Source organism: Nitrospirota bacterium (assembly GCA_016180645.1).
Taxonomy (GTDB): Bacteria; JACPQY01; JACPQY01; order JACPQY01; family JACPQY01; genus JACPAV01.
Genome location: JACPAV010000003.1, coordinates 37551 through 62813, shown reverse-complemented (window position 1 = coordinate 62813; position 25263 = coordinate 37551). Strand labels below are relative to the sequence as shown.

At 62.6% G+C, this 25263-nt stretch carries 21 protein-coding genes and 1 riboswitch; of the genes, 14 read left to right on the top strand and 7 right to left on the bottom strand.

Annotated elements, in window-relative coordinates; all coding sequences use genetic code 11:
• Nucleotides 1-4: 4 nt before the first annotated feature.
• From cobS to HYT87_01830, 5 genes are read right to left on the bottom strand one after another with little or no spacing between them, the layout of a single operon-like run.
• Complete coding sequence (gene cobS / locus HYT87_01850; protein MBI2058494.1) at nucleotides 5-769, bottom strand: adenosylcobinamide-GDP ribazoletransferase; 765 nt, start codon at nucleotides 767-769, stop codon at nucleotides 5-7.
• 44 nt (nucleotides 770-813) lie between these two features.
• Nucleotides 814-1824, bottom strand: coding sequence for a nicotinate-nucleotide--dimethylbenzimidazole phosphoribosyltransferase (cobT, locus tag HYT87_01845; GenBank protein MBI2058493.1), 1011 nt, complete (start codon nucleotides 1822-1824; stop codon nucleotides 814-816).
• 37 nt (nucleotides 1825-1861) lie between these two features.
• Nucleotides 1862-2398: a bifunctional adenosylcobinamide kinase/adenosylcobinamide-phosphate guanylyltransferase gene (cobU, locus tag HYT87_01840; GenBank protein MBI2058492.1), complete on the bottom strand. Its 537-nt coding sequence runs from the start codon at nucleotides 2396-2398 to the stop codon at nucleotides 1862-1864.
• Between the two features lie 5 nt (nucleotides 2399-2403).
• Nucleotides 2404-3288 carry an ABC transporter substrate-binding protein gene (locus HYT87_01835; protein ID MBI2058491.1) on the bottom strand — a complete coding sequence of 295 codons (885 nt, stop codon included), beginning with the start codon at nucleotides 3286-3288 and terminating at the stop codon, nucleotides 2404-2406.
• A 9-nt stretch (nucleotides 3289-3297) separates the two neighbouring features.
• Nucleotides 3298-5364 carry a TonB-dependent receptor gene (locus HYT87_01830; GenBank protein ID MBI2058490.1) on the bottom strand — a complete coding sequence of 689 codons (2067 nt, stop codon included), beginning with the start codon at nucleotides 5362-5364 and terminating at the stop codon, nucleotides 3298-3300.
• 73 nt (nucleotides 5365-5437) lie between these two features.
• Nucleotides 5438-5674, bottom strand: a riboswitch (cobalamin riboswitch).
• 127 nt (nucleotides 5675-5801) lie between these two features.
• On the opposite strand from HYT87_01830, the gene HYT87_01825 reads away from it, so the two are divergent.
• Together HYT87_01825 and HYT87_01820 are read left to right on the top strand one after the other, a co-directional pair.
• Nucleotides 5802-7289 carry a metallophosphoesterase gene (locus HYT87_01825; protein MBI2058489.1) on the top strand — a complete coding sequence of 496 codons (1488 nt, stop codon included), beginning with the start codon at nucleotides 5802-5804 and terminating at the stop codon, nucleotides 7287-7289.
• 4 nt (nucleotides 7290-7293) lie between these two features.
• Nucleotides 7294-8328 carry a flippase-like domain-containing protein gene (locus HYT87_01820; protein ID MBI2058488.1) on the top strand — a complete coding sequence of 345 codons (1035 nt, stop codon included), beginning with the start codon at nucleotides 7294-7296 and terminating at the stop codon, nucleotides 8326-8328.
• Here the strand turns inward: HYT87_01820 and HYT87_01815 are convergent.
• Together HYT87_01815 and HYT87_01810 are read right to left on the bottom strand one after the other, a co-directional pair.
• A complete protein-coding gene (locus HYT87_01815; protein MBI2058487.1) occupies nucleotides 8319-10070 on the bottom strand; it encodes a succinylglutamate desuccinylase/aspartoacylase family protein in 1752 nt (583 codons plus the stop codon). The genes HYT87_01820 and HYT87_01815 overlap by 10 nt on opposite strands.
• Complete coding sequence (locus HYT87_01810; protein MBI2058486.1) at nucleotides 10067-11782, bottom strand: tetratricopeptide repeat protein; 1716 nt, start codon at nucleotides 11780-11782, stop codon at nucleotides 10067-10069. Before HYT87_01810 ends, HYT87_01815 begins: the two co-directional genes overlap by 4 nt.
• Nucleotides 11783-11957: 175 nt before the next feature.
• On the opposite strand from HYT87_01810, the gene HYT87_01805 reads away from it, so the two are divergent.
• The 12 genes from HYT87_01805 (at nucleotide 11958) to HYT87_01750 (ending at nucleotide 25258) form a co-directional block, all read left to right on the top strand.
• The gene (locus HYT87_01805; protein MBI2058485.1) at nucleotides 11958-12200 is read left to right on the top strand and encodes a hypothetical protein; all 243 of its coding nucleotides are present in this window, start codon (nucleotides 11958-11960) and stop codon (nucleotides 12198-12200) included.
• Between the two features lie 160 nt (nucleotides 12201-12360).
• Nucleotides 12361-13137, top strand: a complete 777-nt coding sequence (locus tag HYT87_01800) for an FTR1 family protein (GenBank protein MBI2058484.1) — start codon at nucleotides 12361-12363, stop codon at nucleotides 13135-13137.
• Between the two features lie 25 nt (nucleotides 13138-13162).
• A complete protein-coding gene (locus HYT87_01795) occupies nucleotides 13163-14740 on the top strand; it encodes a DUF4856 domain-containing protein (GenBank protein MBI2058483.1) in 1578 nt (525 codons plus the stop codon).
• Nucleotides 14737-15981 carry an imelysin family protein gene (locus HYT87_01790; GenBank protein MBI2058482.1) on the top strand — a complete coding sequence of 415 codons (1245 nt, stop codon included), beginning with the start codon at nucleotides 14737-14739 and terminating at the stop codon, nucleotides 15979-15981. The genes HYT87_01795 and HYT87_01790 overlap by 4 nt, the downstream gene beginning before the upstream one ends.
• Complete coding sequence (locus HYT87_01785) at nucleotides 15981-16988, top strand: sterol desaturase family protein (protein MBI2058481.1); 1008 nt, start codon at nucleotides 15981-15983, stop codon at nucleotides 16986-16988. Before HYT87_01790 ends, HYT87_01785 begins: the two co-directional genes overlap by 1 nt.
• A 20-nt stretch (nucleotides 16989-17008) precedes the next feature.
• Nucleotides 17009-19261: a TonB-dependent receptor gene (locus HYT87_01780; GenBank protein MBI2058480.1), complete on the top strand. Its 2253-nt coding sequence runs from the start codon at nucleotides 17009-17011 to the stop codon at nucleotides 19259-19261.
• On the top strand, nucleotides 19258-19431 hold the full coding sequence (locus tag HYT87_01775; GenBank protein ID MBI2058479.1) for a (2Fe-2S)-binding protein: 174 nt from the start codon (nucleotides 19258-19260) through the stop codon (nucleotides 19429-19431). The genes HYT87_01780 and HYT87_01775 overlap by 4 nt, the downstream gene beginning before the upstream one ends.
• 52 nt (nucleotides 19432-19483) lie before the next feature.
• Entirely contained in the window at nucleotides 19484-20839 is a 1356-nt protein-coding gene (locus tag HYT87_01770) for an FTR1 family iron permease (GenBank protein ID MBI2058478.1), read from the top strand.
• Complete coding sequence (locus tag HYT87_01765) at nucleotides 20836-21378, top strand: iron transporter (GenBank protein MBI2058477.1); 543 nt, start codon at nucleotides 20836-20838, stop codon at nucleotides 21376-21378. Before HYT87_01770 ends, HYT87_01765 begins: the two co-directional genes overlap by 4 nt.
• A 37-nt stretch (nucleotides 21379-21415) precedes the next feature.
• Nucleotides 21416-22714: a carbohydrate porin gene (locus tag HYT87_01760; GenBank protein ID MBI2058476.1), complete on the top strand. Its 1299-nt coding sequence runs from the start codon at nucleotides 21416-21418 to the stop codon at nucleotides 22712-22714.
• 19 nt (nucleotides 22715-22733) lie between these two features.
• Complete coding sequence (locus HYT87_01755) at nucleotides 22734-23975, top strand: DUF2318 domain-containing protein (protein ID MBI2058475.1); 1242 nt, start codon at nucleotides 22734-22736, stop codon at nucleotides 23973-23975.
• Entirely contained in the window at nucleotides 23972-25258 is a 1287-nt protein-coding gene (locus HYT87_01750; GenBank protein MBI2058474.1) for an ABC transporter permease, read from the top strand. Before HYT87_01755 ends, HYT87_01750 begins: the two co-directional genes overlap by 4 nt.
• Nucleotides 25259-25263: the final 5 nt, after the last annotated feature.

Sequence of the window (25263 nt, the reverse complement as noted above, 5' to 3'; positions counted from 1 at the left end):
TTACTTATGGGAGCGACCAGAGTGATCGACTCCAAGGGATGATTTTTTCGCCCGCGAAGGCGCAGAGGAAGAGGGTCAAAACTTCGGTCCATTCGCTGCACGCTCCGAGGAGGTCCCCGGTGACCCCGGCAAGGCGGAGCAGGCACCATCGTCCGAACAGCCACGCTGCCAGCCCACCGACCAGAAAAATCGCGCCTCCGGCAAATCCGCAGAGGAGGAGCATGATCGACAGGCCGGAGCCAAGAATGACGGCGCGGCGAGCCATGCCGGCCGGGTGGATGAACGGGGCGGCCGTTCCGTCGATCCGCGCGTAGGGCAAGCGGCCCGCGAGATCCGCCTGCATGCACCTCGATACAACGTAGGCGGCGACCATCCAAATGGCGAGGTGCAACGAAATCAGCCGGGAGAGCGCGATCCATTTCAGCAGGATGACGCTCACCACGGCGATGACACCGAACGCTCCCGTCCGCGAGTCCTTCATGATGTCCAGCATTCTTTGACGGTTGCCCCCGCCGCCGAGGCTGTCGGCCCAATCCGCCAGGCCGTCCAGGTGCAGGCCGCCGGTCAATATCGTTCCGGCCACGATCGTTGCCGCGGCGATGCCTTCCGGCCAGCGGTCGCCCGCCATGAAATCGAGCATCCGGATCCCGGCGTAGAGCAGCATTCCCAACGCCAAGCCCACGATGGGAAACCAGGGGAGCGCATCCGAGAGTTTCACGGCATCCGCGCCGGGGGATGGAAGGATGGTCAGCGTGCGAATGGCCGTCACAAGGCCTCCGAACGGGTTCCGGCGTGTTGCGGAATGATCCGCGATCAAGTCGTGCTCCTTCCCGAAACGCCCGCCGATCCGAAGGTGGCCATCTCGTTGTAGATCTTCACGGCTGCTTCGATGAGAGAAACGGCCAACGCCGCTCCCGTTCCCTCGCCCAGACGCATTCCCAAGTCCAGAAGCGGCTCGACGCCGAACCGCCGGAAAAAGGCCTTGTGCCCGGATTCCTGCGAGCAATGGCTGAAAAAGAGATAGTCCTTGAGACGATCGCACATCCTGCAAGCTACGAGTGCTCCGGCGGACGAGATGAAACCGTCCACGACGACGGGAATGCGGCAGGAGGCCGCTCCCAGGATGACGCCGGTGATCCCGGCTATTTCAAATCCACCGACCGCGGCGAGTGCGTTGAGAGCATCGGACAGACTGTCACGGTTCACGGTCAACGCGCGCTTGATGACGTTCACCTTGCGAGACAGGGCGTTGTCATCGATTCCCGTTCCGCGGCCCGTCACTTCTTCCACGGGCGCCGGGAGCAGGGCGGCGTAGAGAGCCGCCGATGGCGTTGTATTGGCGATGCCCATATCGCCCACGCCGAGAAGCGCTGCCCCGTCCTTCTGAGCCTCCCGGGCGAGCTCGATGCCCACGTGAATCGCGCGAAGCGCTTCATCAACGGTCATGGCCGGTCCCCGCGCAATGTTGCTCGTTCCCATTCTGACCTTCCGGCGAACGAGACCGGGCGCATTCTCCAGCGGATCGTCCACACCGATATCCACGACGCGGACCTCCGCCCCGACGTGCCGCGCGAGCACGTTGACCGCCGCGCCGCCCGCCAGCATGTTCCTGACCATCTGCGGCGTCACCGCTTTCGGATAGGCGGAGACTCCTTCCTCGGCGACGCCATGGTCGCCGGCAAACGTGAAGATCGTCTTCTTCTCGATGTGGGGTTCAAGCGTGCCCCGTACCGAGCAGAACTGAACGACGATATCCTCCAAACGCCCCAGGCTGTCTTTCGGTTTCGTCAGGTTGTCCAGTCGGGATCGAACGTCGGCGTCCATACGATGGTCGACCGGCGCGATGGAATCGAAGATTTCGCTAAGACGATCCACGAGGTTGCTCCTTCACGGTAATCGGCATGCCGCAAACCATCAGAATGACCCGACCGGCCATGTCCGCCACCTGCCGGTTCAGTCTTCCCGCAAGGTCCCGAAATTGTCTCGCGGCGGCGTTTGGGGGCACGATGCCCATGCCCACTTCGTTGGTGACGATGATGAGGTCGTGGCGTGGCTTCCGAATCGCCCTCTGAAACGAAATGATCTCAGCATGATCGCCGACTTCTTCTCCGAATCTGTGCATGAGGTTTCCGAGCCAGACGGTGAGGCAGTCGATGACGCTCACTTCGATCTCTTTCGGGAGGTCGAGCAGCGCCTTCGCAATCCGGATGGGTTCCTCGATCGTGAGAAAAGATGAGTCACGCTCCCGTCGATGAGTTTCGATGCGCCGGCGCATCTCCTCGTCCACCGGTTCGGCGGTCGCGATGAAGGCTTTCATTTTGTAGGCGTCGGCCAGTTCGAGCGCGTAGTCGCTCTTCCCGCTCCTCGCTCCACCCGTGATCAGCACTATTTTGCCCATGCCCATCAATTCCACTTCAGTTCAGGATGGATCGCCCGGGCCAGCGCTTCCAGGAGCAGCACGAATCGAGTGCTCGGAACGTTTACGTAATCCTGGCTGAAAATGTAGATTCGGCCGTTCTTGACGGCATCCACGGCTTGCAGGGGTTTCCACCGCTCCAACAGCGATTCCTTGCGCCATCCCATCCTCTCGAGGTCGGGAACCAACTCGATGATGACCTGCGGGTTCAATTGAAGGATGCCTTCGGCGGAGAGAACGGGATACTCAGGCGAAAGTCCGCCGTAGGCATTCCTCCCACCGGCGAGGGTCAGCAATTCGTCGAACAATCCTCCGCGGGCGAACGTGCGTATGCCGTCCTGGAGCACCCCGCCTCCCGCATTCGGGCCGAGGGAGATGAGGACCGTGGGGCGCGGGGCCTTCCGCACGCGGTCTCTGATTCCGTCCACCCGCCGCCGCAGATCAGCGACGAGGGCCTCCGCCTCCACGCCTTTCCCGCACGTCGTCCCGATCGTGGCGATGGAATTCAGAATTCCCGCGGCATTCCGGTGATCGACCCCCAGCGTTCGAATGCCGAGATTCATGAGGATTCGTTCCTGTTCGGCCTGCTCCGGCAGGAGCACGACAAGGTCCGGATCGAGGGCGGCTATCGCCTCATAGTTGGTATCGACATATCCTCCGACTTTGTCCTTCCGGGCGGCCTCCGGAGGGAAGGCGCAGAACCGGGTTACCCCGACGACGCTCTCACCCAACCCCAGCGCGAAAAGGATTTCGGTTACGCTTGGGGCCAGGGAAACGATCCGGTGACACGCCGGCTGGGTTGACTCCGCGCGGAGGCCCGAGGCAAGCGTCGCGAGAATCGCGGCGACCGAGATGAGGTTCGGGGTGATCATGCCGTTGAACTAGAAGGTAGCCGTGAGCGATCCGAAGTAGGAGCGCCCCGGCAACGGGAATCCGTTGTAATCGACGAGCTGATTCGCCGTGATGTTTTTCGCCTCGGCGGTGGCCGAGAATCGCTTGAGGAATTTGAAGGTGACGCCCGTATTATGGATCAATCGCGCGGGCACGAGGAGGAAATTGGATCGGTCCAGAAAGTTGCCCTCGGTGAATTCGAATTCGTAGAAGACTTTTCCCCAGGCGTTGAAGATGCCGCTTCGTGCCGTGACTTCATTGAAAGGCCGGCCGGGGACCGTCCGCCCGCGGTGGGTGGCCGAAGGGCTGACGTCCGTTGTCCTCTGGTGCGTGTAGGTGGTGGACACTTCCGCGTGCCGGAGCAGGGAGGCATCGAGTTGGGCCTCGAGTCCCAAAACCCGCACGCGGTTGAAATTCTCGGCCACGGCCGTCTGCTGCGAGTTTTGGACGAACTGGATCAGGTTCGTCACCCGGCTGCCGAAGAGCACGATACCCGTCCGGAGGGAATCCATCACGCCCGCGCGCGGCACTTCGTGGAGGAGACCCGCATCGGCATTCAGTCCCGATTCCGGCTTGAGATCGGGATTGCCCTGGATGAATCCGCGGTCGCCGTACAACTCGGTGAAGTCGGGAATTCGATAGGCGGTGCCGACATTGGCCGAGGCCGTAAGATCGTGGCGGATCTTGTAACGAGCGCCGAGCCTGCCGGTCGGGTTGGCCAGCGTGCGGCGCTCCGTTGCGGAGACGCGGTCTGACGTTTGTGGCGCGACGAGCCAGGCCCGGTTCAGCGCGTATTCAAATCGGCCGGAAGGAACGATCAGCAACCGCGGAGGGAAAATCTCCACCTCGTCCTGTAGCGTCACCACCATCGTGTCCCGTCGGCCCGCGGTCAGCGGATTGGGGAAGAGGGCGTCTCTGGGGGTGAACGCTTCCTGCCGAACCTCCGCGAAGGCCGTCCATCGTTGACGCTCGCCGATCGGCATGGCCGCGCGCCCGTTCGCTCCCCAGCCCAGCGTGCGATCACGGTTATCCTGACTGGCGACGCCGATTTCGCCCGCGGTGTCTTTGAAGGATTGTCGCTGGAGGGTGACGAAGCCGGAGACCCTTGCTTCCACGGATTCCGGCCCGCTTCGCATTCGGCGCCAGGCGAGGGTGGCCGATTGGCGCGCCGTTTCAAGGGTGGCGGTGCGACTGCGAAAGTTTCCAAGGCCGGGCACGCCCTGATCTTTTGTGTGCGTGTGAATCGCCATTTCGATGGCGTCGTTCGCGCCCAGCTCGTACTCCGCGCGGCCGGCGGCGCCCCACGCCAACGATTCGTTGTTCGATCGCGTCACCCGATCGTCGTCATCCTGATTGAAAGGAGTTCCGTTGTCGTCGAGATAGGGAAAGTCCCCCTGTGTTTGCTGGACGTCCGTGCCGAGGAGGTACCGGAATCCCGATGTGTGCCCCGAGTGGACGGCGGAACCCAGGAGCGAGTCGAAAGACCCGCCGCCGGTCTTGATGCGGGTGAGGAAAGTTCCGTCGGGCCGACGCGTGTGGATGTCCACGATCCCGCCGATTCCGGCCTGACCGAACTCGGCAGGAGTCTGTCCGCGGAAGACCTCGATGCTCTCGATGAGGTCGAGAGGGATCGTCGAGAGGTCGAGCCCGCCGCCCTGAACCGTGTTCAGGGGAACGCCGTCCAGGTAGAACCGGACCTGGTCCGCCGTGGAGCCGCGGATCGAAATGGTGGCGAAGCTGCCGAGGCCGCCGAAGCGGCTGATTTTCACCCCCGCGACCGATTGGAGAATTTCCGGGAGCGTGACGGGCCGGTCCGCATACCGCTCCGTCAGAATCAAGGTGGATTGGGCCGTGGGGTCGACGACGCGGCGGCCGGTGACGACCACCTCCTCCATGATCGGGGGGGGGGAGTCGGCGGTGGAAGGGGTATCCGCGCCTGCCGAATGGGCGATCGGCCACAGGAAAACGGCCATGATCCCGGCCATGGCTTTTTTCCGGACAAAAAAAATCCCGTTCCGATTGCTCGGAACGGGGATTGCACCCAGCTTCTTCATCACGCCTTATCCCTTTCCGCGAGGATCGCGGCGTTTTTCCCGTTCTCGACCCGTTCTTCGGGTCGTAACCCGGCAAAGTCCGGGCCTTGGTGCGAGCAGGTTTTCTGGCTCCCCCGCCGCTTGGTCGTGCCTTCCCGAACCGATTTCCGGCCAGTGGCTTTGGCTTCGCCTTTCGGCGGAGCGACCAAGCGTTTGTCCCTTGCCTTTCGGCAAGGGGCGGGGTTACAGCGGCGGGACCGCCTCCGCATTCAACGGAGTTCCCTTTTTTCACTCCCGCACGTTCGCGCGGGAGACTCGCACCGTAACGCCCGCCACGCTACCGCAGCCAGTGGGAATTTGTCAAGGGTTGAGTGAGACGCCCCCGATCTTCTTGAAACGGGAACAGGAACGCTCTCGGATGTTGCTGTTGGCCCTTCCCCTGTGTGCTACCATGGGGTGCCATGAAACCGGATTCCGCCGAAGATTACATCATTGTCAGCGATCTTCACCTCGGACCGGGCCGGAACCCTTCCAGCGGAAGATACTTCCATCTTGAAAACTTTTTCTTTGACCAGGAGTTTCTTCTCTTCTGCCGGTTCCTCATCCGGAAGGCGCGCGAACGAAAGCGAACGGTGAAGCTGATCATCAACGGCGACTTCGTGGACCTTCTTCGGATCGACCGGGTGGATGAGCAGCACCGCGAGCGGTTCCGGTTGAAAGGCGCCAGGGGAGGAGTATCCCGGTTGGGGTATGCGACGGTCCTTGAGGAGCTTGAGGCGAAAATGGACGCCGTGGTGCGGGGTCACGCGGTATTTTTCAAAGGGCTTGCCGAACTGCTCGACGCGGGCCAACAGGTCATCATTCTCCCGGGCAATCATGATCACGAGCTTCAGATTGAGCCGCTGAGAAACAAGATCCGCGGGGCCGTGAGTTTTCACCTTGGCGCGAACAGCGATGCTCTGAATCGCCTTTGCTTCCGTTCCTGGTTCTTTCACGTGCCGGGTTTGCTTTGGGTGGAACACGGCCACCAGTATGATACGTATAACGCCTTCGACTACCTCATCAAGCCGGAGCTCCCCTCGACCCCGTGCGGATGCTACCCGGACGAAATCGACCTGCCCTTCGGCTCCTATTTCCAAAGATACCTCTACAACCGGTTTGGTCAGGTCACCTTCGTCGTTCCGGGACGGAGGTCGAATGCGCAATACTTCTTGTGGCTGCTGGTCAATCGCCCTTCGGCGATTCTGCGCGCGGCGTTCTGGTACGGCCCGCTCTTTTTCAAGATGGCCAAGCCGTGTGTGCAGGGTCACCAGGATTGGGAGAAACGGGTGGCCGAGCGGCATCGGGGGGAACTGAAGAATCTGGCGGAGGAGTCGGGTCTGGGCGCGAACCTGGAACGCATCGAATCCATGAAAGAGCCGGGCGGGCACGTTTCCCTCATCGTCGAGCGGATTTTCAAACGCGTTGTACTGGGCCTGGCTTCCGCGCTGGGAGGGACGGCGCTGACTCTCTGGCTGTGGTTTCTGGCGCAGTCCGTCCTATGGTCCAATCTTGAAAGTGGATGGGCTCGATCGTCCCTGTTTGTGCTCACGAACATTCTGTTGGTGACCCTGCTGCTGTCCGGTCTGGTCTTTTGGCTCTACCGGACCATGAAGCGCGAACCGAAGTCCCCTTATCGCCAGGCTGCGGCCGAAATTGCGAGACTCGCGGGAGTCCGCTTCGTCGTGTTCGGACATACGCACAGTGAGGACATCTGCCCGATCCCGGAGGCGTCCGGCTGGCATTTCAATACGGGAACGTGGATCACCACCTTCACGGCGTTTCGTATCGAACCCCGGGAACGGATTCAGTTTACTTATCTTGAGATCCTGGATGGACGGGCCGATCTGATGTCGTGGAGTCCCGAAGTGGAACGGCCCAAGCCTGCCGTCCTTCTGGAGGAGGATTGACATTGTGAAACGCGTGCTCCAGACCCTGATCGGGCTGCTGCTCACCGCGGGACTCCTCTATTGGGCTTTTCGAGGAAAAGGCGTGGAAGCTCTGCGCCAGATCCCGCCTCTTCTCGAACGGGCCAACAAGATCGAACTCCTGCTGGCGTGTCTCGCCCTTCTGGTGAGCAACTACGTTCGTGGAGCGCGCTGGATTGTCATGGTCCGCCGTCCCGTGAGCCGTTTCTCTTCGTTCGCCGCGGTCTGCGCCGGGTACGCGGTGAACAACGTGCTCCCGAGAGGGGGGGAGATCGTACGGCTGCTCTACCTGAATCGGACTCAGAAAATACCGCTGGCCACGGCCACGGCGACCATCGGCGCGGAGCGACTTTTGGATGTCGTGGTGTTGGGCCTGGTCATCATGGTGGCTCTGGTCATCATGCCGGAAGGGCCGTTGGATTACCTCGGTCACTGGCTTGTTTACGGGCGCTGGGTGGCCTTCGCGGGGTTTGGAGTCATGCTCGGTCTGATCACCGCGATTCGCTCAGAGAGGTTGATGAAAGCCCTGGCCGGTGCGGCGGAAAAACATCCTGCCGGCTGGCGCCGTCGGCTTTTCTCCCTGCTCCACTCGTTTACGGACGGACTGAGTTTCATGCGTTCCGCCCGGAGCTGGGTCATAACGACGCTCTGGACGATTCCCCTGTGGGGCCTCTACATGGCCACGTTTACCCTGGGCCTCGATGCCTTCGGCCTGCTGGAGCGGATCGGAGCTCGTGGCGCGTTTCTCATCTTCGCCGTTTCGGGCCTGAGCACGCTAGTCCCCACTCCGGCCTCGGCCGGGGGCTACCACGTGATCGGCACGGCGTTTCTCGTTCACGTGTACGGGGTGGATCGTGTGGAAGCGCTTGCGTTCATCACAGCCTTCCACGGGATCACGTACTTCGGAGCCAACGGCTTGGGCAGCGGTCTCATTTGGCTGACCGATGTCCTCCTGAGACGCCGCCGGCTCCCTTCTCAAGGAAGCCGGCCTGGAGTGGAATCCGCGGCGGGTCAGGGATAGTCGACCCGCAGCTCCGCGATGAGGAGTTGGCGGTTGGAAATGAGTATCCGGTATTCGCGGCCTTGCGCGCCGGTCGAGAATTCGGGAAGAAGCTGATCGCGCCGGATCGGGACGCCGCGGTCATCGGATCCCAGGGGATTCCTGTAGCCCCGGAAATTCACCGTCAGCCCATCCGAATTCGGCAGGTTGCTTTCCACGTCGATAATCTTGATTTCATCCGGGTCGTGCAGCCGGATCGATTCGTCCGGTGTGAACCACGTTCGCGTCCCGTTGATTTCCACCAGGAGATACCGGACCTGGGGACGGCTGAGCCGCAAGAACCACTGCCCGATCTCCTTCGAGGACTGTGTGGCCGTGATCCGATAAAGGTCGCCTCTCTTGTCCACGGACCACGCCGGCAAGAGATCCTTGGCGGTGTCGACCGGGTACGATAAGTCGTGCCCGCGGTTGTCCCGCCGCTGGTCGTGGGGAATGAAACCGACGAGATTCAGTTTCACGGGCGACGATCCGGCTGAGCCCGTCTCAATCGACAGCAGCGTCACTTCATCCCCTACGGCGGCGTCGAGGACATCGCTCGGGCGGAGGGCGACTTCCTGTTGATTCCGGCGCACACGGAGGACCGGGCCGGCCGCCGATGCCGGAGCGCGGCGCTCCGTTTCAATGTGGATCTCCCCGCATTTCAGGCTGTCTTTTCGGACGAGGATCGTGGTTTCCTTGTTGATCGTGAGGGGACGGTGGAGGTCGCTGTCGCCACCGACGCCGGCCACGTCCACGGACAAACCGCGCCGATAGTTCGATTGGATGTGCTCGACTTCGATCCGATCGCCCTCGGCCAGGCGGATCGTCTCCCGGTCCTTAACGATGATCGGCCGCTCTCGGTTGATGCTCAGGACCAGAAACTCGAGTTGGGGGGGATCGAACCGGACCGGTGGGAGGTCCAGCTCGGCGTTGAACGTCTTGAGAAACTCATTGATCACCATCGACTGGTATCTCATCCGGAGCGAATAGGGGTTGATGCTCTTGCTGGTTTCCACGCCAAACGCGGGGATGCCCGCATTCGTCACGGCGTAAAACGTGGCCGAGAGGCGCTGCTCGGGATGGGGTGAGTCCGGATCGGCGGTGCGGGTGTTCTTCACGTGGAAATGGTGCTGCGGTGTGGAGATCTCGGCATTGACCCGTTCCACCACTCCCTCGGCGATGTCTCTCAACGGGACGATCTTCTTGCCTTCCGTCTCGAAATGCTCGTAGTCGATGATGAGGCTCTGGCCCCAGCGCTTGGGGTTCACCTGGTCGTCGCGTGACTCCGGCGAGAAGAAACCGGACCCGTCGTGGAGATTGAGGAGGAGTTGGCTTTCCCTCATGAGTTCCTGCAACACCTGCACCACCTGTTCCTCGTAAATCTCCTCGCGCTTGGTCTTGTTGAACTGCCGATTCATGTCCGCGTTGATCGCGCGGGTGTTGCGGATGATGGTGTGGAAGTTGGCTCGTGGGACGACGATCAGATTGCCGCGCTTCATGCTCTGATCGGCGTACAGATCGGCGGTGAGGTATCCCGTGGGTTCGTCCCCCTGAATGCCGCCGATGATGAGTATGGTGGCGCCGGGCTCGCGGCCGTAAATCTTGAAAACTTCGAGGGCGTAGTCCGTGTTCTCAAAGTAGGTGAATCGTTCGGTGTGGGCGCCGGCAGCCGCCGGCATGAGGATCCCGGCGATCAGGGCGAGGAGGAGCGCGAGCGAAATCATTCCGGCTCGACGAGTCCCGCTCCCACGAGGGGGAAGGGTTCGACGGGCCGGAAGGGCAACCAGGTTTCGGTGAGGATCTTGTAGTCCGAGCCTTCACGAACCAGGTACAGCCGTTTGAGGCCCGTGTCATTGAGTCCCTTGGATCGGTAGTGCTGGATGTACTGCGCCACGACCACCTCTTCGCCGAAGGGCGTTGTCCTGTCATACCGCAGGAGTTTCAGTTCCTCGAGGCGGATGCTGACGCCTTCCTTGGAGGCGAATACGCGCGACTTGTAGTCCTTCCAGGCGGCCTTGTTGCGGCCTTGTCCCCTGAAGCGATCGGAGTAGTAGCGGATGTACGATGGGAGGTCGCTTTTCTCCCAGCTTTGCGACCAGCCTTGCAGGGTTCGACGGAGAAGCTCCCGGTCCTTCAAGGTCTTGTCGCGGCCCGCGTAGGTGGCCTTTTCGACCACGGCAATGGGCGTCAGATTCACGGTGATGAAATTCGAGAGCGCATTCAGAGTCTCGTTCTTCACCACCACGCATCCGCGCGAATTGAAAGGGGGCCGGCTTTCATCCTTCGGATCCACACCGTGAAGCCAGATGCCACCGCCCGATTTTCCAAGCCACTGGTCGATCTCGTTCGGGTAGTTCATGGGGAACGCCATGGCTCCGAACCGCGGCTCGAGCCGTTGCCGTGGGATGCGGGCGGTGAGGAAATAGACGCCCTCGGGTGTTCGCTGGTCTCCGCGGGAAATCTTGTCTCCGGAGGTCTTGCCCGTAGTCGTATCGTAGGTGGCGATGCGCTCCATGTTGCCGCCCAGGTTCTGCTTGTAGAGGTAGACGCGCTGGGTGGATTTCTCGACGAGGAGGGCGTAGGGAGCGCTCCCGCCGACGTCGACCAAGGCGTTGGGGTAGTGAAGTTTTTCCCGTTCCTCCCGGATTCGCCCCACCAGACCTTTGGTCTCCGAGGCTTCCTTGCGCAGGGCTTCGTCGGATGGGAACAGGGGAAGCACCTGATCGTACTGCTCGAGTGCTTTCTCGTGGAGTCCCTGCGAACGGTAGGCACGCGCGAGGAGCAAACGGGCCGGGGAGATCCCCGAGTCCTCACGGAGGGCGGATTCAAGGGCTTGGACGGCGCGATCGAGTTGTCCCTTCTCGAGCGCGATCTGGCCGGACAGAGTCAGGGCCTGTGCCCGGAGGGATTTATGATCGAGAAGGGGCTGGAGATGCCGTTCAGCGGCCTCGAAGTCCCTCTCTCCGATGAGGAGCTGCGCGAGTCGGAGACGGAGGCTGTCGAGCTGGGGATTGAGTTTGAGCGCCGTGGAGTATTCCAGAATCGCCTCGTTCTCGCGCCCTTCTTGCTCGAACCGCACTCCCTTCTGCGCGAAACGATTCTCGCCGAATTCGGGCATGGCCCGGGCCGCTCGTTGGAAGTAGGCGAGGGCCTCGGACCAGCGGCCTTCGGCCCGATGGAGCAAGCCCAAGTAGTAAAGGTTGACCGTTTCAGGAGGCTGGGATTCGAGGAGGGATTTGAGGAGCGTCCGCTTGTCCGCGGGCAGGAGTCCGCTATCGAGCAGTTGGCCGTAGATGGCCGCGGCCTGTCGGAGGTGTTCATCCGCATCCTGGATTCGCGGGGAGGGATCCGGCGGGGCGGGGACGGCGGACGCGGTGGACGAGCCGAGGATCAGGCCCAGGTAGAGGCAAGCCCACAGGGCGAATCGCGCGTTCATTCCTTTGAACCGGTGTCCGTGTTCCAAAACGGCCCATATTTTAGTGACTTGAGCCCGTGATGTCAATCTTCCCGGGGAGCCGGCATTTTGTCCTTGACAACTTACTGATAATGAGTATCATTTGCAATTACATGAATATGAGAATCAGTATCACTACAAGGGGAGGAGGTTCGCGATGAAGGGTCTGGGCGGCAGCATCGGCCCGGTCGGCGGGGAGAATGGAGAAGACGAAGGCCTGCCCATGGCGATCCGCGGTTGCCCCAACGGCTGCGTTTGCCTGTCGTTTGGCGTGGCGGCCGTGCACCTCCAGCCGGAGGAGTTCGTCCGATTCATGGGTTTGGCCTCGGACGCCTTGGCCCGGATGTGGTTCGGTCAGGCGGAAGGCGGCGCTGGATCAACGGGGAGTTCTTTTCAGTGAGACTTGGTTTCGGAGGGACGGGGGGGGCGGTGCGTTCAGGAAAGTTGACCGTCGTCAAGGACCGGTAGGTGATAATGCGTATCATGTGCACTAAGACGGTCATGATAACGAATCTCAACAGAGAGGATGAACGAGGGCGGAGCGCCCGGAGGGAGGTCTCGTGTTCGAGGCGACCGTCATCACGCTAAGGGAAGGGATGGAGGCGTTCCTGATCGTGGCGATCAGCGTGGCGTACCTCAGAAAGACGGGCCGGAAGGCGCTGGTCCGGGCCGTCGGGTGGGGCGTGATGGCTTCGGTGCTTGCGAGCGCGGGCGCCGGGCTTCTGCTCGACCGGGCGATGAATCAGCCGCTCTGGGAAGGGATCCTGGCGGTGGCGGCGGCCGGTCTCGTCGGCACGCTCACGGTTCATATGTGGTTTGCCGCGCGGACGTTGAAGAAGCGGGTGGAATCAAGTCTCGATTCGGCCTCCGAGAAGGGCAGCCTCGGCGCGTTGACCGGCGTGTTCCTCTTCACGGTCCTCATGGTCACGCGCGAGGGCATGGAGACGGCGATCCTGTTGAACAGCGTGTTGTTCGGCTCCTCGGCGAGGGACGTGCTGGCCGGGGCACTCATCGGCTTGGCCGCCGCCGGCGCGATGGCGTGGGCCTGGGGGCGCTACGGCCATCGAGTCAACCTCGCGCAGTTCTTCCAAGTCACGAGCCTTTTCCTCCTCATCTTCCTGGTTCAGCTCCTGATCTACGGGTTCCACGAACTGACGGAAGCCTCCGTTCTGCCCTTGAACAAATCGCTCAACGATCGCCTGCACTGGGCGACCGAGCCTTTTGGTCCCGAAGGGCGATACGGACAGTGGCTCACGTATGCCCTCGTTCTGGCGCCCGTGGCGTGGCTGATGGTGGCGACCGTTCGGGAACGATGGCTCCGACGCGCCTATTTATAGATTGATTATCGAAAGGAGAATCGGAATGAAAAAGGGATTTGGGTTTGGTGTGGCGCTCTGGGGCTTCTTGTCCTGCCTGCTTGTGTCCGCTTGCTCGGATGATGATGGTTCGGCCTCCGCTCCGGGGACGTCGGTGTCGGACGCGACGTCCTCGGGCCAAGGCTCGTCGAGCGCCACCTCGGTGCTGGGTTCCGTTCAGGCGCCGACGCGGTATGCCTTCGAGAGCAAGTTCAAGCCCGGCGAGAGTTCCGTGAGCTACTCGGGCCAGACGATGAGGCAGGTGCTCATCGAGGATCTGAAAAGTTACGCCAAGGGGCTTTCGACGAAAGTGGATGCGGGCGACTTCAACGCCGCGGCCGAAGGAGACGTGGTCAAAGCCCTGGACTTCTACTACCGGTTCAAGAGCGACACGAGCGGCGATTTGCCGATCGCGCTCAAGACCGACCCCGCATCGAAGCAGAAGGTCTACAAGGATCTCGGCAGCGCGGACCTTGTGGGCAAGACGGCCGGGAACGACGCCTCGACCGATTACAAGAACTGGAAGGGAGGTGCGTTTGCGGGCTGGAAATCCACGACCATCGCCGACCACGGAGGAGGGGTGTCGACTCCGGAGCAACTGATCACGGCGCTTTTCGAGACGCTGGAGGCCAACGTCCTGGGCCGCAGGAACGGTGAGAAGCGGTATGGAGTGGATGGGAACGGGGTCCCGAAGACGGACAAGCCGTTGCCCGTCCACGTGACGGCCTCCGGCCTCGACCTGGCGGAGCTGATCCAGAAGTGCCTGGTGACGGCCGTGACGTATTCGCAGGGAACGGACGACTACCTCGACGACGACGTGGACAACAAGGGATTGAAGTCCTCGAATGCCAAGCCGGACGCCGAAGGAGCGGCGTATTCGACGCTCGAACACGCCATCGACGAGGCCCTCGGGTACTTCGGGGCGGCGCGCGACTACCTGGACTACACCGACGATGAAATCGCGGCCGCGGGCGGGCGCGACGGCTACAAGAAGGGGAGCTACGACACCGACGGTGACGGCAGTATCGACTTCAAAAGCGAATACAATTTCGCGGGGTCGGCCAACGCGGCGAAGCGCGACCGAGGGAGCCATGCCGCGGCGAAGACCAATATCACGCAGGAGACGATGACGGCCTTCCTGGAAATGCGGGCGATTGCAGGGGCCGCGGCGGGGCGCGAGCTGCTTCCAGATGAAATGGCGCGCGTGAAGGAACTGCGCGACCAGGCCGTCCTTGCTTGGGAGAAGGCGTTTTCGGCCACCGTTCTGCATTACATCAACGAGGTTCTTCAGATCATGGCCAAGTTCGGAACGGCGGACTACAAGTTCGAGGACCACGCCAAGGCCTACTCCGAGCTCAAGGGGTTCGCCCTCGGGCTCCAGTTCAATCCGCGGAAGAAGCTGAGCGACGCTCAGTTCACCCGCCTTCACGAGCTGCTGGAGGACGCTCCCGTCCTTCCGGGGGCGGCGGCGGACCGAATTGCCTCGTATAGACAGGGCCTGATCGAGGGCCGCGGCCTCCTCCAGTCGGCCTACGGGTTCGCGGAGGCCAACATGGGAGACGCGAACGGCAAGGGGGGCTGGTGAGTCGGGACGGAAGGCGCGCGGCGTTCCCCTGGCTGGTCGTCCTCCTCTGCGCCGCCGCCGCGGGCCGTATCGCTTTCTGCGGGGACCCCGAGCCGGGGGGGGGGATGCCTGCGGGGTCCGCCGGGAACGAGCCCTTTGACCGCCGAGCGCTGCTCAGCACTGTCGGAGCGGAGGTCGTTCTCCCCCTGCTCCGGGAGTTCAAGGCCGCGTCGGATGAATTGAGGACCGCGACGGGAGAGCACTCGAAAGGGGTGGCCGCGGGCGCGGTGGATGTCGGCGAGAATCGCGCCGCCGCGCGCCAGGCGTGGCGAAAGTCCATGACCGCCTGGCAGGAGCTCGAGCTCCTTCAGATCGGACCGGCGGGACCGAGTTCCAAGACAGGCGGGGGCCAGGGCCTTCGCGACCGGATCTACTCGTGGCCGACCGTGAACTCGTGCCGGGTGGACCAGGAGTTGGTGGAAGGCGCCTACACCGTTCCAGGTTTCTTCGACACCGAACTTCCGAATGTGTTCGGGTTGGACGCGTTGGAGTATCTGCTCTTCTTCGACCGGCCTGAGAACACGTGTCCTCCTCAAGTCTCGATCAATCAGGGCGCGTGGGGGGCGTTGACGGATTCGGAAAAGGCCAAACGTCGTGCCGACTATGCTCATGCGGTGGCCGGTCGGATCGCCGAGGATGCGGATCGCCTGCTCGGGGCCTGGGATCCGGCGCAGGGCGACTTCGCGGGACAATGGGCCGATGCCGGGAACGGCTCGTCGGTGTATTCATCCCCGCAGAAGGCGCTGGACGAATTGCTCGGCGCGCTGTTCTACATCGATCTCGTCACGAAGGACCGCAAACTGGCGAAGCCGGCGGGGCTGAAGGACTGCTCACAGGCCGTCTGCCCGGATGCGTTGGAATCCCCGTGGGCCGATCATTCGAAGGAGAACATCGCGGCCAATCTCGAGGGGTTCCAGAGGGTGTTTCGAGGCGGTTCCTCAAATGCCGCGTTGGGATTCGACCACGCCCTGGCGGCGGTCGGCAGGGCGGACCTCGCGACGGAGATCGACGCGGACACGACCAAGGCGCTGCGGGCCGTCGATTCGATCCCCGGATCGCTTAGGGAGGCCCTGACGGCGAATCCCGATTCCGTGCGCGCGGCGCATGCGGCCGTGAAGGCGATGACCGACGCGCTCAAAGGAGATTTCGCCACGGCCCTCCAGTTGTCGCTTCCGAAAGAGGGTTCGGGGGACTCGGACTGATGGAACGATTGCCGGTCGACCTGGGTTGGAGCGCGCGGTATCTCGCACCGCTCCTGGAGCCGTTTTCTTTCTTCATCGACCCTTCAGAGCGGCTTTTCTGGGTGTATCTTGCGGGAAGCGCATTCGTGGCGCTCGGCGTTCAAGCCGCGGCGTCATGGGGGGTGGGTTCATCGGATCCCGACGGCGCCGGCCGCCTCTTTTTCTCATGGAAGATTTGGTCCCACCGGTCGGCGCGGTTGGATTACAAGTTCGTGTTCGCCAAGGCTCTCCTTCGAGCGATCTGGGCGGCGCCGTGGGCGCTCTCCGCCTTCGGCCTGGCCGGTGTCGTGGTCCGAGCGTTGGATCGCGGATTCGGCGCGGCCGGCGCCACGGCCTTGACGGCGGGGCAGGTCACGGGACTCTACACCGTCACCCTCTTCCTGGCCTGGGATCTCAGCCACTACCTGCTTCATCGGCTCGCCCACGAGGTCCCCTTCCTCTGGGAGTTTCACAAGGTGCACCACTCGGCGGAGGTGATGACGCCCGTCACGCTGTACCGCAGCCATCCGGTGGAAAGCGCGCTGTTTGCCGTCCGCGGCTGGCTCGTCACCGGCCTCGTCGCGGGGATCTTCTTTTATGCCTTCCGGGACAAGGCGGTGCAGGCCCAGGTTCTTGGAATCAATGCGATTGGGTTTGTGCTCAATTGCCTCGGGGGAAATCTCCGGCACTCCCATGTCTGGCTTTCCTACGGCGGAGCGTTGGAGCGGATCCTCATCAGTCCCGCCCAGCATCAGATTCACCACGGCACCGCGGCGAAGGAGTTCACGGCGAACTACGGCTCATGGCTGGCCCTTTGGGACGCGCTGGGGGGATCGCTTCGATTGGCGCGGGAGGGGAGACCCGCGCGCTTCGGGTTGGACGGTCCTGTCCTGAACCACCGGATCGATGATTTGACGTCGGCCCTTCTGGACCCGATGGCGGCGGCAGTCAGGCGGGTCTTGCCGAGAGGCCGGTCCGCACGGGTGTGAGCGTCGGTTGGATCCCCCACATGTCACGGGGAGCGAGGCAACGACTCTTCTCCGGTTGGATTGGGGCGATGTTGAGTGGCCTCACCCCGGCCTGGGCCGGCGAGGGGGAACGGACGCGTCATGAGGTCGAGTGGCCGACGCGTGAGGAGAAATCGGCCGCAGGCCCGTCCCTCGAAGTGGTGGTTGAAGAGAGCCGTCCCCGCATTCCGGGTTCCGTTCATGTGCTGGACGAGACCGACCTCAAGCGGTTCGATTACGCGGACGTTCATCGCGTCCTCCAGCAGGTTCCCGGCGTGTACGTGCGAGGGGAGGAGGGCTACGGACTTCGACCCAACATCGGTTTCCGCGGCGCGAGCTCAGAGCGCAGCTCGAAGGTGACGCTGATGGAGGACGGCGTATTGTTTGCCCCCGCTCCGTATTCCGCGCCCGCCGCCTATTACTTCCCCCTCATGGCCCGGATGACCGGCGTGGAAGTCCTGAAGGGGCCCGCCTCGATCCGATACGGACCCAACACGATCGGCGGCGCGCTGAATCTGCGGAGCCGGCCCATCCCCCGCGAGAGCAAGGGATTCGTGGATCTCGGACTGGGCACGGACCGATTCGGCAAGCTTCACGGATACTGGGGATCGGGCGGCCCGCGGTGGGGCGCGCTCCTGGAGGGTGTCCGGCTCCAAACGGCCGGTTTCAAGGAATTGGACGGGGGGGGGAACACCGGCTTCGAGAAAAACGAATTCGTGGGGAAGGTCGAGGTCCGGACCGATCCGGCCGGCACTCTTCAACACCAAGTCGGTCTGCGGTTGGGATACGCCGATGAAATCTCGAACGAGACCTATCTCGGGTTGACGGATCAGGACTTTGATCGGAGTCCCTACAGGCGGTATGCCGCCAGCCGGCGCGACCGGATGGATCTTACCCGAACCTCCGCCCGTTTCGACTACCGGGTGGCGTGGGCGGAATCGCTTGACCTTCAGGCCGCCCTGTACCGGCACGACTTCTCGCGTGCCTGGCGGAAGCTGAATCGATTTCGGGGGGGGGGCGATCTCAAGGATCTGCTGGAGAATTCGGAGGAGGGCCAGCCGGCGGTCTACGCGGCCGTCCTGAAAGGGGATGAAGACTCGGCGGGCGAGGACCAGACCCTCCTGGTGGGAACCAACGACAGGAAATTCGTTTCGGAAGGGGTTGCTCTCGTGGGGCACTGGCGCCCGACTTGGGGACCGGTCCGTCAATCCATCGAGCCGGGCATTCGGTTCCACACGGATCGTATTCGGAGAAATCACACGGAAGACGGCTACCTCATGACCGGCGCCACGCTCGTTCCGGATGGAGGCGAGTCGTCGACGACGGCAAACAGTCTGGGTTCGGCCCGGGCTTGGGCGATCCATCTTTCCGATCAAATCGAAATGGGCCCGTTGCTGCTTGTACCGGGCGTGCGAACGGAGCGGATCGGAACGGAGTTCGAAGATCGGCTGAGCGGAAACCGCATGGTCGGCTCCGGAGCCGTGTGGCTGCCCGGAATGGGTGCGCAGGCCAAGATTCTCCCGTGGCTCGTCGCTCTGGCCGGGGTTCACGAGGGGTTCAGTCCCGTTTCGCCGGGACAGCCCGCGGAGGTGAGACCCGAGCGGAGCACCAACTACGAGGGCGGGACTCGACTCGAATGGCGGGAGGGGGAAGCCGGGGTCATCGGGTTCTTCAACGACTACTCGAACCTGACCGGGGAATGCACCCTTTCCAGCGGCTGCCCCGAGGAACTGCTGAATCGCCAGTTCAACGCCGGCGCGGTATTCGTTTATGGGCTTGAGGCCGCGCTGAAGCATTCGATCCAGGCGCCCGGCGGCGTGCGCCTCCATGGCGATGTTGCCTATACTTACACGCAATCCGATTTCCGCACCCGCTTCACGTCGGAGAATCCCCAGTTTGGCGATGTGGAGCCGGGGGATGAGCTTCCGTACGTGCCCAACCACCAGGCCACGCTGATGGCCGGAGCCTCGCGCCGGGCGTGGTCGGTCGACCTGTCCCTTTCCTACGCGGGGGACATGAGGGACGTCGCCGGGCAGGGGCCGATCCCGCCGAACGAACGCGTCGAGGGCCACGTGGTGATCGACGGTTCGGTGGGCTACGAGGTGACGGAGCGGGCGCAGATCTACCTCACGGCGCAGAATCTTCTCAATGAGGAGTACATGCTCTCGCGCCGGCCGTTCGGCGCGCGCCCGGGTCCGCCGCTCCAGGTTCTCAGCGGGCTGAGGTATCGATGGGGTGGGGGAGGGCATCGGTGATTGTGTGTCTGTGCGCGGGAGTCCGGGAGCGTGATTTGGAGCGGACGTGCCGGGAGGGCGCCCGCACGCTGGAGGATGTGTCGCGAGAAGTCGTAGCCGGCGGTCGGGACGGTCGGGGAGCAGTTCTCATCCGTTCGCCGGCCCGTCTGGAATCTTTCCAAGAAACCTGATCTCCGTCAGTGTTTCCAAAGTGAGAATGAATATCATGTGCGATGTATTTCGATGGATTTGACTATCGTTACCAATAAGATCGGAAGGGTGGTCCGAGCGAGCGCGATGAGGCGGTGGCTGACGGCCCCGGCCGCGGGGCTTCTGCTGCTGGTCCACTCCGCGGCGTGGGGGGAGACCTCCTGGGAGAAGGGCCGGCAGGAGGTCGAACGGTACCTCGCCGCGGGGATCGGGGCCTACCGAACCGGCGACGCCGCACAGGCGGACAAGCACTTCTCCGATGCCTATTTCGTCGCCTACGAAGCGAGCGGTCTTGAAATCGCCGTTCGGCAGTTCATCTCCGCCAATCGCAACTACAAGTTGGAGAGGAAGTTCCGCGATCTCCGCCTGCTCGTGGATGCCAAGGCGCCCGTCGGCGAAATCGAAGCGAAGGCGGAACAACTTCGCATGGACCTGACGGACGCGGTTCGGAGTCTGAGCGGATACGACGCCGGGCAGGCCTTCGGCGATCCGTCGGCCGATGAATCGGGTGCCGGCGGGAGCGGAGGAGGGTCGCACTCCTCGAACCAAGGGGCCTTCCTCCAGTCCTTCCTGATCATCTTCCGGGAGGGCATCGAGGCGATTCTGGTCATCGGCGCATTGATCGCCTACCTCGCCCGTATGGGGAGGATGAGGGAGATCCGGATCCTCTACGCGGCGTCGGGCCTCGCCCTGGCGGCAAGCGTTCTGACCGCCTACCTCTTCAAGAAGGTCATGGACGTTTCACCGGCGAGCCAAGAGGTGCTCGAGGGCCTGACGCTGCTCCTCGCCTCGCTCGTCCTTTTCTATGTGAGCTATTGGTTGATCAGCAAGACGGCAGGGAGAAAATGGCAGGAATACGTACAAAGGAAGGCGGGAGAGGCCGTCACCGGGGGAAGCACGGTCGCTCTGAGCGCCGTGGCTTTCCTGGCGGTCTACCGGGAGGGGGCGGAGACCGTCCTCTTCTATCATGCCTTGGCCGCCGGGGAAGGAATCTCCGCCGGCCCGCTCTGGGGCGGATTCGCGGCCGGTTGCCTCGCGCTGGTCCTCGTCTTTGTCGTCTTTCGTGGCGCCATGAATCGATTCCCGCTCCGTCCGTTTTTCGCGGTGACAAGTCTTTTTCTCTACTACCTCGCGTTTGTTTTCGCAGGAAAGGGAATCCGCGAACTTCAGGAGGGAAACCTCCTTGGCGAAACAGCCGTCGGCTTCATCCCGCACATCGAGTGGGCGGGGATTTACCCCACACTCGAGGGGATCGTGGCGCAGGGCCTTTTCGTCGGGGCGCTCCTCCTGGTTGTTTTCACGTTCATGGCACGGCGTAGGAGGTCTTCCCCGGCCGTCGGCGCAATCGTTCAATCGAACACTCAACAGGTTGGAAAGGAGAAATCATGAAAAGAATCATCGGAATCGGAATTTCGTCGGTCGCCGTTCTGGCAGCGGCCGTTCAGTTGAGTCTGGCGTTTACGGAATACCCCATCGGCCTTCCCCAGGTCCGATACGGGATGGAGGTGGCCGCGGTTTATCTCCAGCCCATCAAAATGGACCCGCCCATGTCGGCCGAAAAAGAGGAGAAGGCGGACATCCATATTGAAGCCGACATACACGCAACCGACCAGAACCCGAACGGATTCGGAGAGGGAGAATGGGTCCCCTACCTTGCGGTGAGCTACAAGCTGACGAATCTCGACAACGGCCAGAAGGTGGAAGGCATGATGATGCCCATGGTGGCCGCCGATGGTCCGCACTACGGCGACAACGTTCTCATGCCCGGAATCGGCAACTACAAAGTGGAGTACACGATCGAGAACCCTTCGAAAAATGGGTTCGGGCGACACACGGACAAGGCGACCGGAGTCCGGCCGTGGTTTCCATCATTCAAAGTGGAGTGGACCTTCAAGTACCTCGGGCTCGGCAAAGGGAAGGGATATTGATGCGGATCGGAAATTCCGCATCGGAAAGGAGCAAACCATGACGACCTTGAAGCTCTGGTCGGCGGTGTTGTCGGGCTTGATCTTTCTCGCCCTTTCAGTCGTTCGCTCGGAGGCGGAAACTTCGGGTCAGAAAACCGAGCGCGAACGGGAAGTGGACGAACGAATCGTTGTCCTCGAGGACGAGGTTGAACGGCTCGGCTATCGGCAGAAGACGGGGACGTCCGTCCTCGAATCGCTAAGCGGATTGGAGCTTGGGGCCGGTTTGACGATGGTCAACCATGCGACGTTGAACAACGACGAGAACAGTCCGTCGGGTGGCGACACGGCCGAGACCAGTCTATCGGGCGATTTGTCCATTTTGTTTCCGCTTGGGACCTATGGGTTGGGACTCACTCGGCTGCTTGCGGGGCAGGGAGATGGGATTGCCCCCCATCTGCCCCCCACGTTCTCGGGGCCCAATGCAGATCTGGAGGTGAACGAGGACAGCTTTAAGCTGGCCGAGGCCTGGTTTGGCGCGGAGCTTCCCTATCCTTCTTTCCGGGACAAGCGGGTGTCGTTCGCCGTGGGAAAAATCGATCCTGCGGGGTTTTTCGACCAGAACGCCGTGGCGGGCGACGAGACCCACAGCTTTCTAGCGGACCTGTTCGTGAACAACTTGTCCATCGACTGGGGCGGCGATGACAACGGATACGGACTCGGCACCCGGTTTGCCTATCGATTCACGTCCATTTTCAACAAGGCTCTGAGCGTGGAGGGGCAGGTGGGTGTCTTCGAGGGCGACGGCGATTTCGCCCGGCCCTTCGACCACCCCTTCCTGATCGGCGAGTTGGATGTCAGCCGTTCCTACTACGGCCTGAAGGGCAACTACCGCTTTTATGTTTGGACCAACCAAACGGATCACCAGGATTTTGCAGACGTTGCACGGACGGGCCGGTCGAACTGGGGCTTCGGGACAAGCCTCGATCAGCAGGTCATGAGCGGATTGGCTTTGTTCCTTCGTTATGGCCGCCAGGATCCGAGGGTTGGCCGGTCCGATCAGGTCGTCACCGTGGGCGGCCGGCTCGTGGGGAACGCCTGGAATCGTGGCGGCGATCTCCTGGGACTGGCCGCGGGTTACGCGCACACCAGCGGCGATTACAGTGACGCGGCGCCCGAACTCGATGAAGGAAATCCCAAAGGGGGGGAGATGTACGCGGAGGCGTACTACACGTACAAGATTCAGGCTGTGGGCGGGTTGAACCTCAGCCCCGATGTCCAGTACGTGCGCGATCCGGGCGGCGACAAGGCGGCGGACGATTTCTACATCTTCGGGCTGAGACTCCAGTTGGATATCTGAGAGGAAATGTGTTGATCGAATGGCCGAACCCCTGAGCCACGCCGTACGGTATCTCTTTCCGGCGCTCTTCGTATTGGCGCTGTTGAGGGATCGCCTCCGAGCCAGGCACGGAGAAGGCGCGGTCCCGTTCGATTCTCGATTTTGGGCGGCAGGGTTGATCCTGGGCGGAGCGCTGGTCTTCCTCTACGCCTTCTTCGATGTGCGGACCGTCGTCGAAGGGATCCTCATGATCGGCGCGGGGTTCCTCCTGCTTCTGGTGTTCGTGGCCGGAAAGGGATCGTGGTCTCGATGGGGCCTTCGGATCGGCGGCGTTCTGCTCGTTTCACAGAGAGCGGCGGCGTTGGGGGCGTACGCGGGCGAGAAGTCGCTCGGACGGCTCAACGTGCTGAACTCCGATTTCCTTCTCTTCGCCGCCGGGGGAGTCATGGGCGTTCTCCTCTGTGCCATCGCTTTCGCGGCTGTGTCCAAGGTCGCTCCACGCGTCCGTGGATCGCCGGGCGGTCTTGTGGCCGGACTGAGCGCGGCGACCCTGGCCGCGGAACATTTCACCTGGGGATACTACTCCATGGTTCTCCACGGGTGGGCGACCGTGCCCGAGAAACTCTTCGGAACGCTTGTCTACCTGGTGAACCACATTGACGCTTTCAGCACCGCCCAGATGGCGCTCGCGCTCGTATTCTCAACCGCGGCCTACGTCCGGCGAAAGCGCGTGAGTCGGGAGGAAAGTGCTGCGGTGAACCCGGCGCTCAGGCGCAAGGCGCTTTGGGAGGCGAGGCAGGAGTGGCACTTCGGTCGCGCGGCGATCCTGGCGATCGGCCTTATGGCGGCGGTGACCTTCTACTATGAATCCTACGCGGGCGTTCCTCCACGCCTGACGCATGCCACCGAGGTGAAGGCCGACGGAGGGGAGATCATGATTGCGGTCGACTCGCTCAAAAAGGAAGAGTTGAGGCGCTACGTGTATGAGGATGCCCATGGGCGGGCCATCCGGTTCATCGTGCTCAAGGACGAAACAGGTTCAATCCGGGCGGGATACGATGCCTGTCTGATGTGCGGCTCCAAGGGGTACGTGAAGAATGGAAAGTACCTGATCTGCCTGGCGTGCGGTTCGGCCGTTTACGGTCCCACGGTCGGTCGACGGGGCGGCTGCAATCCCATTCCGTTCCCGCTCCGAGTGGAGAACGGCCGGCTGGTCATCCAAGAACAGGATCTGGTCCAGGGTGAGGGTGCGCGATTCTTTGCGAGTTCGGAGGTCGGATGATCTTCCGGATGCTCAGGGCCTCGCTGCGGAACGACCTGCGGCGGAAGAGCTTGGCCGTGGTCAGTGTCGCCCTGGGCGCCGCGCTGGCGGCGGCCCTCCTCAACCTGACGCTCGACATCGGAGACCAGATGAGCCGCGAGATGAAGGGGTTCGGCGCCAACCTCATTTTAGCGCCGCGCACGGAGGCGATTCCGTTGCAGATCGGCGGCGTGGACTACAACCCGCTCGCCCACAAGGAGGGCATCCCTTTGAACGGCCTAGGCAAGATGAAAGAGATTTTCTGGCGCAACAACATCGTGGCGTTCGCGCCGCTCGCCACCACGAACGTGAAAGTGGGGACGCGCGAAGCGACGATGGTCGGAACGTGGTTCCGCCGGAGCTATCCGGTGGAGGGAGACGAGCGGTTTGTGACCGGTCTTTCGCTGATTCATCCGTGGTGGGAGGTGGAAGGAAACTGGCCCGATGAGCAGGCGCAGCTCCCCGGCTGCCTGGTCGGGATCGCGCTGGCGCGGGAACTGGGGATTCGTCCGGGCGGTGTGGTCCGCGTGGGCCGACCGGGGGGGGGGCCGTCGGTGCCCCTTCAGGTCTCGGGCGTGGTGCGAACGGGTGGGAGCGAGGACGAGCAGATTCTTTGCGGGCTTGAAGCGATGGAGGACCTGACCGGACGGAAGGACGCTGTCGATCAAGTGCTGGTGAGTGCTCTCACATCTCCGGACAACGATCTGGCCAGGCGGGCGCGGTTTCATCGCCATGAGTTGACCACGCGTGAATTCGACACCTGGTATTGTTCCCCGTATGTGGATGCCGTGGCCTACCAGATTGAAGAGGCCCTCCCTGGGGTGGCGGCCAAGGTTGTCCGCCAGGTGGCGGAATCGGAGGGGGTCGTGGTTCGGAAAGTCCAATTCCTGATGGCCGTGGTCACCCTCGTGGCACTCTTGGGATCGGCTCTTGGAGTCTTCAGTCTCATGAGCGCCATGGTGATGGATCGCAGGACGGAAATTGGATTGGCGAAGGCCCTCGGCGCCTCCAACCGCACGCTGGCCTTTCTCTTCCTGGGTGAGATGGGCATCGTGGGCGTTGTCGGAGGCGCGCTGGGATGCCTGATGGGAATGGCCCTCTCCCAGTTCATCAGCTTGCATGTATTCGGCGCATGGGCGTCCCTCAAGTGGTGGGTGCTGCCGCTGACGGTGATGTTGTCCACGTGGGTGGCCCTCGGCGGGTCGCTCCTCCCGGCGCGCGTCATCTGGAAGATCCGGCCTGCTCAAACGTTGGCGGAGGGGTAAAGCGC

What these genes read in the sequence shown, in the direction of transcription:
- cobT (MBI2058493.1), bottom strand. Translation starts at nt 1,824, where the DNA reads ATGGACGCCGACGTTCGATCCCGACTGGACAACCTGACGAAACCGAAA.
- cobU (MBI2058492.1), bottom strand. Translation starts at nt 2,398, where the DNA reads ATGGGCAAAATAGTGCTGATCACGGGTGGAGCGAGGAGCGGGAAGAGC.
- HYT87_01835 (MBI2058491.1), bottom strand. Translation starts at nt 3,288, where the DNA reads ATGATCACCCCGAACCTCATCTCGGTCGCCGCGATTCTCGCGACGCTT.
- HYT87_01825 (MBI2058489.1), top strand. Translation starts at nt 5,802, where the DNA reads ATGAAACCGGATTCCGCCGAAGATTACATCATTGTCAGCGATCTTCAC.
- HYT87_01815 (MBI2058487.1), bottom strand. Translation starts at nt 10,070, where the DNA reads ATGATTTCGCTCGCGCTCCTCCTCGCCCTGATCGCCGGGATCCTCATG.
- HYT87_01810 (MBI2058486.1), bottom strand. Translation starts at nt 11,782, where the DNA reads ATGAACGCGCGATTCGCCCTGTGGGCTTGCCTCTACCTGGGCCTGATC.
- HYT87_01805 (MBI2058485.1), top strand. Translation starts at nt 11,958, where the DNA reads ATGAAGGGTCTGGGCGGCAGCATCGGCCCGGTCGGCGGGGAGAATGGA.
- HYT87_01795 (MBI2058483.1), top strand. Translation starts at nt 13,163, where the DNA reads ATGAAAAAGGGATTTGGGTTTGGTGTGGCGCTCTGGGGCTTCTTGTCC.
- HYT87_01785 (MBI2058481.1), top strand. Translation starts at nt 15,981, where the DNA reads ATGGAACGATTGCCGGTCGACCTGGGTTGGAGCGCGCGGTATCTCGCA.
- HYT87_01780 (MBI2058480.1), top strand. Translation starts at nt 17,009, where the DNA reads ATGTCACGGGGAGCGAGGCAACGACTCTTCTCCGGTTGGATTGGGGCG.
- HYT87_01770 (MBI2058478.1), top strand. Translation starts at nt 19,484, where the DNA reads ATGGATTTGACTATCGTTACCAATAAGATCGGAAGGGTGGTCCGAGCG.
- HYT87_01765 (MBI2058477.1), top strand. Translation starts at nt 20,836, where the DNA reads ATGAAAAGAATCATCGGAATCGGAATTTCGTCGGTCGCCGTTCTGGCA.
- HYT87_01760 (MBI2058476.1), top strand. Translation starts at nt 21,416, where the DNA reads ATGACGACCTTGAAGCTCTGGTCGGCGGTGTTGTCGGGCTTGATCTTT.
- HYT87_01755 (MBI2058475.1), top strand. Translation starts at nt 22,734, where the DNA reads ATGGCCGAACCCCTGAGCCACGCCGTACGGTATCTCTTTCCGGCGCTC.
- HYT87_01750 (MBI2058474.1), top strand. Translation starts at nt 23,972, where the DNA reads ATGATCTTCCGGATGCTCAGGGCCTCGCTGCGGAACGACCTGCGGCGG.